The organism is Helicobacter burdigaliensis (genome assembly GCF_003670295.1).
Taxonomy (GTDB): domain Bacteria; phylum Campylobacterota; class Campylobacteria; order Campylobacterales; family Helicobacteraceae; genus Helicobacter_D; species Helicobacter_D burdigaliensis.
In genome coordinates this window covers 74054-82261 of sequence record NZ_QXJG01000005.1, presented here as the reverse complement: position 1 = coordinate 82261, position 8208 = coordinate 74054, and the positions used below count along the sequence as shown (strand labels likewise).

The following is an 8208-nucleotide window of genomic DNA, read 5'->3' as shown; positions in this document are numbered from 1 at the left end:
CTAAAATTTCTTTTAGCTTTTAAACATTATCTTATCTTTTTACACAAAGCTAGTTTTAAGACTTTTTAAACCCTTAATTTAAGGGTTATAAAGTTGATGCCTTTAAAAACATTCTATGATTATTTTGTTTTTGTTTAGCATTTTAAGAGCTAAAATTAGAAATATTTGCTATATTCTAACTTATGAAAAAAATACAAATTGATTTTTTAAAACTCTTTTAATGGTGTTTTTAGCCGCTGTATTTGGGAGTGTTGCGTATTTAGTGATTAATTTAATCAAGCTTAGCAGTTGGCAACTTTTATTAATCGCTTGTGGGCTTTTTGTGTTAAGCAGTGCCGTACTTTTTTGCGCAATTAAATTAAAAAAATTATTCAAGTTTTTAAAGGAGTTAAAATGAGTATTGTTTTTGCCTCTATTCTTGCGGTTTTTGGACTTTGTATCATCGCGGGTGTTGGGATTTATTTTGCCATTACTATTGAATAGTTTTTATAAAATACCCCAAAACTCCTAAAATAAATCACTATTCTCAACCTCTAAAAATTTATAAGTTTAATACCTTTCAAATCTAAAAATACCCCATGATTGATTTTATTTTGATAAAGATTTCATTTTAAAATTTAAGTTTTGCTTCTATAAAAACTCTAAAAAGTGTAAATAATATTTTAAATTCTTAAATATTTTTATTCTTTTCTAAAATCCTAAAATGAGTATAATTATTAGAAAATTTTATAATAAAACATCATTTTTAATGTTAAAATTTTAAATATAATTTAAAAAATACTTAAAAATTATTTATTTTATCATTTTATTTTAATATGAGTATATTAGTAACAAATCTATAAAATTTATTTTGAAAATTTTTACCGCCTAAGGTATTTCTAAAATATCGTAAATTACGCTTATCTATCTATCTATCTATCTATCTATCTATCTATTATAAGTTTTATTTAATTAAGAAAATTTTATGATTATTACAAATAAAAATACAACAATATTTTTATAAATTTCACACTAAAGATGAATTGTAAAAGATCCATGGGGAGAGGTTTTTTACTTTATCAGTTTGGATAGGGTTGTAATAAAAAGTATGTATTTTACATTCTAACCTCAAGGCTTTTTGGTTTTTCCAAAAAGCCTTGAAAAGCACCCTATTTAAGTCTTTTAAATAAGGATAAAGATGATAAAGTTTAAGATTTCTTGCGTTTTGGGGGTGTTTTTAGCTCCTAGTTTAATGGTTTCAAACCCGCTTAAAAAATTAGATTCAGACACTTTTTTAGTTCCTCACACACTTTATTCTAACAATGAAGTATGGGATAACACTTCTAAAAAATACAAAAAGCTTGAAGGACAAAATTATTGTGCGATTAAATCCAAAGGAAACATTAGCAACAAAACCCTTGTCCTAAATAATAAAAAGGAAATTTTTGATTATAGCTCTATGGAGGCTAAGCTTGATATTTTAACCCCTGATACACAAGAGGTTATTGAAACAAAGTGTTCGCCAAATATTATGATAGGTATGAAGCAAAGCGTTGTCAATCATATTCCTTTTTTAGTAAGTGCTTATACAACTAAAGGCGATGTGAGCTCTAATAAACTTCTTTTTCATTCTGGAGAAGTGAGTTCAGTGTATTATTTAAAACCTTCACATTTGGAAAATCAAGATACTACCAAGCTTCCTAATCCAAACTTTAAAGAAAAGGGAGAAGATGCTTATCGCTATCTTATCACTCCAGCGCTTACACAAGAGGGCACAGCAAAGGGCAATTATTTAGAAGTGGGAAGTAAGTCTTATGTAAATATGGGGGTAGAAGATACCTATACACTCACTCTAAATGGAGCACCTTATTTAAGTGGTGGAGTTAGCTTAAAGGGAAGTGCAATCAATAATAAAGTAAGCTTTAAAAAAGGAGCGAAGCTAGATTTTCACGCGGCTCCTTATAAGTTGGATAAAAATAATAAACGCGTTTATGATTCGCGTATCTCGCATATAATCGGTGGTTATGCTTATAATGGAGAGGTTAGAGATAATCTTGTAAATTTAGAGGGTGGAAGTCTTATAGTGCATGGTAAGGGTGGGGGTTATTCTTCTTCCGCTTCAGCACATGTAGCGGGTGCATTTGTAGATAGCACAGATGGTAAGGCTTATAATGCAGTAAATAACACAATAGAAGTTAATAATTTAGGTTTAGATTTAAGGCTAGATACCACAAATACTCCTAACTTTTATGACGCCTTACTTTTTGCAGAATTCTTTGGGGGCAAAACCATTAAAGGAGATGCACTAAGCAATACAATTAAAATTAAACAATTTGAAGCAACGCATTCAGAAGGAAAAATCAAAGTGCAAGGAGTGCTAGATTTTATTGCAGGTAGCACAAATGATGGAGTGGCAAACAATAATAGCATTAGTATTGATTTAACAAAGCCCTTTGGGATTTCAGAAAATTATCTAAGAGCAAATATTTTACGCTTTATAGCAGGATATGGAACGCTAGGAGCAAGCAACAATAAAGTAAGCATTGTAAATAATCTCACACAAATCACTGGCACAACAAATTCAAGGGATAAAGTAGAGCTAATAGCAGCTAGAACACTAAGCGGAGAAGCAAACAATAATGAAATTTCTATAAAAGATTCCCAAGTTGCCTTGCCTTTATACATTTATACAACAGACAAAGAAAATTTTGAGGATTCTATCCACTATGCAGAAAATGCTAAAAACAACAAAATCACACTTAGCAATGTCTTTGGTAGAAAAGATATAAGAAGTGGGATTGAAGCGATGAATCTAGTAGGCAATACAATCTCTTATCACAATGTAGAAGCACAAAGCTCAGGCGATGGCAAAGAAAAAGAAAGCTCCATGTATATCCGTGCTACAAACTTAGCTAAGGATAATACTTTTAGTGCAAGCAACTATTATGCTACAAGTGCTTTAAATATGTATGGAATAAGAGGGGAAGTAGAAGCAAGAAATAATAAAATTTTGCTTAAAAATGTTTCTTTTAGCACAGATAGAGAAGGGGCAGGGCTAGTTATCATAGGTGGAGTAGGGCAGAGTGCATGGGAAAATCTTGTAAGCATTGAAGACCTAAGCATAGGTAAATACGCACAAGAAGATTATTTGTTTATAGCAGCTTCAGCCATTCCAAATGCAGATTCTAATCTAGCATTATCTTATGGTAATACACTCTATATCGGTGGAGAGGTAAATATAGATAAAGATACTACTTTAAATGCGATTTCAGGAAGTATCATAAGGATACCCGCTTATACGACACATAAAGATATTATTACGCTTCCAGCGCCTTCACTAGCGCAACTAGGAGAGAAAAATCACCTAATAGTAGGAGCAAACTTAAAAGCAAAAGTGATTAATAACTTTGAATATTATAGCTTTGTTTTAAACAAAAACTTGAAAAAGGGCGTAGCAGTGCTAGAAAGTCTTGAAGCACCTATTAACCTTTCAGAAAATGCGATTTTTAATCTTTATAAAAAAGGAGATTTCAAAGGAAAAATCACTCTTTTAAAAAGTCAAAATGGCTTTGCAGATTTTAATGGAAATGCTTTAAATAGTGGAGAAGTTACACAGCTTCTAGCAAAGATTAATAACAATAAAGCACTCACTAACCTAAAAGATATTCAAGGCTTAAAAGGAACAAAACATATAAAAGCAACTTTAAAATTAAGCCAAGATGGAAAGGAGATTTATACAGAGATTTAACAAAATTTGTATATGGGTGAGCGATTTGATAGATTTTAGAAATTTTATAGGAGTCGCAGACTTTTTGTCTAGTCTCCTCCTAAAAATTTCTAAAAAACTCCCAAAGCCCCACCGCATTTACTAGAATTTTTAAATTAGTGTGTGGCATTGCGAGGAGCGTAGCGACGAAGCAATCCACCCCCTTTGTCATTGCGAAGCGTGAATCTAAATAGGCTACAAGAGGGTTCTTTCTCCCCATTTAATAGAACCCTCTTTTAGCCTATTTGGCTAGAAGATTAATAAATCTTCTCTCACTATGCTTTGTGGTGCTAAAGTGTAGAAAAAGAGTTGCAGAAGTGCGATACTTGTATGGAAGCTAGAGGCAGAAAAGGCGATGTTCCCCCCCCCATAAAGGGAGCAAGGAGGGGGGAGAAGCATTTTTGTGAAAAGGGCAAAGAAAGATTCACTCTCTTAAAGGCTTTTTGCAAATATTCACGAGCGGTAGCGAAGTGGCGCGGAGCCTTTTTGCACTGCACTGCGTTTGTGGATAACGCTTCACTTGTATGGGGATTTGAAAGGACACTTGTGTCCTTCATCGCAAAAGGGAATTCACTTCCCTTGCGAAGTCAAAATAAATAGGAAGCTTTAGGAGGGATTCATCTCCCCATTTTAGAATCCCTCCTAAAGCTTCTTAAATGGGGAAAGAAGTTTTAAAGGTTTAAAAGTTTGCTTTTCACTATAACATAAAAAGTGAAAAAATAAAAATCAAGGAGCAAATATGTCAGGGTATAAGATAAAAAAGCAAATAAGCATTAGCATAGTAGCAAGTATATTTTTAGCACAACAATCTTTATATGCACTTCCAAGTGGTGGGAAATTTACTCAAGGGAGTGGAAGTATCACAAGTGATGGCACAAATATGTCTATAAAGGGTAACACCAATGGCGGTAAAAATAATAACTTTGTAATCGGTTGGGGCGGTGGATTTAATATCGATAATGGACAAAAAGTAGAATTTGTAGATCAAAATGGCAAACAAAACTACTTAAATATAGACTATCAGAAAAAAGCTTCTAGTATCAATGGCACACTAGAGGGGCATGATAATAATATCTTTTTAATCAATCCAAGTGGTGTGCTAGTGGGTAAAGGCGGCAGGGTAAATGCCAATAAATTTGTCGCTGCAAATACAAAGCTAGATAATAATATGATTAAGGACTTTATGGCTAAAGGCGGTAGCTTCTCTCCTGCTTTTAACAATGGAACTAAAGGAAATATCGTAAATCAGGGGCATATTAGGGCAAATGATATTGTGCTTATAGGAAATAAAGTGGAAAATGCTAAAGGCGGTGTATTAGCTGGGTGGAATAGCACCGATACTAAGCTAAATCAAGCAGATAAGATTCACCTAGTAGGAAACTATGTTTATGTGAATGTGGGGAATCTTAATAATAGTCAATCCACTATTGCAGTTAAAGATGTAAGTGGCACTAATAAAGGCTTTTTTGGGATGGCAGTTAAAGAGGGATATTTGCAATCAAGCATGACAGATTTTAGTAAAAATAATTGGCAGTTTGGTGATTTTGGCAATATAGCTCATCTAAAATATGAGGGTTATAATGGAGATTATAATAAAAATGGAAACTTTGAAAAAGCAATAACCATAGGAGATGAATTTAACAATCAAATTGGCATTAATGAATGGATATTGTTTGCAAATGGTTGGAACAGAAAAGATTTTAGTGGAGAAATTTTTAAAGATGGACTTACTACCGTTCGTTTAATTAGTGATATTAATTTTAATGGCATAGCAGTAGATCCTGTGGGTAAAGAGATTGCATTTAATGGTAAGTTTGATGGAGGCGGACATACCTTAAGCAATATCGTAATTAATGTAGGGGATTGGTATAATGGGCTTTTTGGTAAAGTAGGTGGAAATGATATTAATCATAAGGCCTATATTTATAATCTTAATGTAGATGGATTAAGATTTAATGGTAAAGCAAATTCAGGGGGTGGATTTGTCGCACAAAGTGAAAATGCTAAATTTAGCAATATTAATCTTAAAAATTTTAGTTTGCAATTTGTAGATAGTGGGAATCCACTAGAACATAAAAATGGCAATGGATATGAATATTTTAATTATGCGGGAGGCTTTGTAGGTTGGGCACAAAACGGTTCAGAGTTTGCCAATATTACTCTAAATAATTTTGGAGATATTATTTTAGATTCAAATTATGATTATAAAAATAATAATGTAGATTTTTATGTAGGGGGATTTGTTGGCTTTGTAGAACAAGCAAAAGGAGAACAAGGAAAGGCTATTACATTCAATAACATTAAGCTAAGTGGAATAAATAATATTAAGGCAACCGCTTTTAAAAATAATGGTGATATTTATGCGGGAGGTTTTGTGGGGTATGCTACTGGTTCTATCTATGGAGGAAATGGGGTTGGATTTAAAAATATTACTTTGGAAAATATTGGCAATATTTATGCAGGATATGGAAACAATAATAAAAATCAAACTTCACACCATAATGTAGGGGCAGGAGGATTTGTTGGTGGAACATTTGCAGATTCTGATAAGCTTGGATTTGAAAGAATTGTTTTAAGAAATATTGATAGTATTGTCGCAGCTTCAGGGGAAACTCAAAATAAGGGTAAGTATAAAGTAGGTGCTGGAGGTTTTGCAGGATTTTTAGAAGCAGTATATACGGTTGATGTAGGCGGAGATACTTATGGATATTTTTCTAATATCTATCTTGATTTTGATAATATTAAAATAGAAACAGAGAAGCTGGGTGATGCAAGATATGCTGGTGCAGGTGGATTTGTTGGACATATTGATGGAACAAGTTTGGCTACAAATTTTGAATTTAAAAATATAGTTTTGAAATTTGGTTCTAACACTAAAATTAATGGTGTTGGTGATGCATATGAAGGCGTTTTTTTGGGTTGGTATGAAGACTGGAAAAGTGCTGATTTGGGTGGAGTAATGAAAGGAGTTGATATTTATTACTCACTACGAGGATCCAATAAGAAATATAGAGATTTTTGGGATAATTTCTTGTTTTATGCATGTGCTGGAGATGATTTTCCAAGATATTCTGATCGAACAAATTATTGGTATTATGATTACTCAAAAGGTATGGATTCATCGGATATGGTTAAGGGTATGATAGCAAGTAGATTGGGCTTTAAAAACGGACAAACGGAATTTTATAACCCAAACAATAAGCAAGATCCCGAAGTTCCCAATATTGATGAAACTCCTGCAGATAATGAAAGTTATTTTGCTAAAGATGAGATTAATAAAATCTTTGAAGAGCTTAAAAATCTAGGCTATGTGGTGGATTTAAGTAAGCCTGGATTTATCACAATTTCACAAAATGGGGTAAGTATTACTATTAGTTTAGATAGTTTCAAAGAGGGAGCATATACTCAAGAAGAATTAGATGAATTAGGATTTGATGAGGCACAACTAGCACTTTTTGAATCTTTTAGACAATCTTTAGATTTTTATGCTTCATTAAATAATGATCTTTTGAAAAAAGCAAATAGTGATAAAAATGCAATCGCTAGCAACAAATCAAAGCTACAAAACTTCCTAAGCGGAATTAAAAATAGCAACCTTGGAAATCTTTTAGCAGAGAATAAGGGACTTTATGAATTCCTAAAAACTATCGTGGATGACAATTTTGGCGGAGATTGGAGCAAGTTTAGCAGTGATTTTGCAAACTATAATAAATATGTAGGTATTTATAATCAATATGTAGCTTTGGCTAAGGCTTATGATGAAGCTTATAAGAATTTTGGAGAGAAAAGCTGGCAATTTATCATGGCAAAAAATAACCTAAATAACTTTGTAAATGGGAATATGGACTCTTTAAAATACATTAATGCAAACTTAGATGAGCTAAATAAACTAGGCGGAATCTTTGCAAATGTAGGTAGCAAATATAAAGAGCTAGGCGGTAATTCAGATGGAATTAATGAGATTTTGGGTGGTTATAATGGCTTAAAATATACAAATGGTATTGAGGGGACAGGAGACAAATATATATTTGGAACTAATGGAAGCTTTGAGTTTATTGCAGATTTTAAAAAGGGTGGTAATCTTGAATATGCAGGAAGCATAGGGAAGATAAAGGCTCCAGAATGTGCTAATGGTGGATGCGATGATGGTAATGGAGGGGGCGGAACAGATCCTATAGAACCCGATCCAGATCCTAAGCCAAAACCTGAACAACCCGAATTGCCAACAGTAAAATTGCAACTTCTTACAAAATATGAAAAAGATCCAGAACTAGAAGTGGAAAAAGATGTAAAAGAAGCAGAAGGGCAAGAGGGTAGCTCATTATGTATCGTAAATGAAGGGTTTGTGACGCATAATGTATGTTCAGCAGGAAGAATCTAATTTAAGAAATTCGTATATGGGTAAGCATATAAGAGATTAAGGAATTTTTACAAAGGGCACATACTAATAAGTATGCTAACCC

The 8208-nt window shown here is 32.8% G+C and carries 3 protein-coding genes; all 3 read left to right on the top strand.

Translation table 11 applies throughout. The features are described from left to right. The first annotated feature begins 1177 nt into the window (after nucleotides 1-1177). The 3 genes from EBF09_RS03585 to EBF09_RS03575 all read left to right on the top strand — a co-directional run bounded on the left by EBF09_RS03585 (nucleotide 1178) and on the right by EBF09_RS03575 (nucleotide 8126). Complete coding sequence (locus tag EBF09_RS03585; RefSeq protein WP_121763764.1) at nucleotides 1178-3727, top strand: hypothetical protein; 2550 nt, start codon at nucleotides 1178-1180, stop codon at nucleotides 3725-3727. Between the two features lie 327 nt (nucleotides 3728-4054). Further along, a complete protein-coding gene (locus tag EBF09_RS03580) occupies nucleotides 4055-4345 on the top strand; it encodes a hypothetical protein (RefSeq protein WP_157978162.1) in 291 nt (96 codons plus the stop codon). A gap of 139 nt (nucleotides 4346-4484) precedes the next feature. After that, a complete protein-coding gene (locus tag EBF09_RS03575; RefSeq protein WP_121763762.1) occupies nucleotides 4485-8126 on the top strand; it encodes a two-partner secretion domain-containing protein in 3642 nt (1213 codons plus the stop codon). Nucleotides 8127-8208 lie beyond the last annotated feature (82 nt).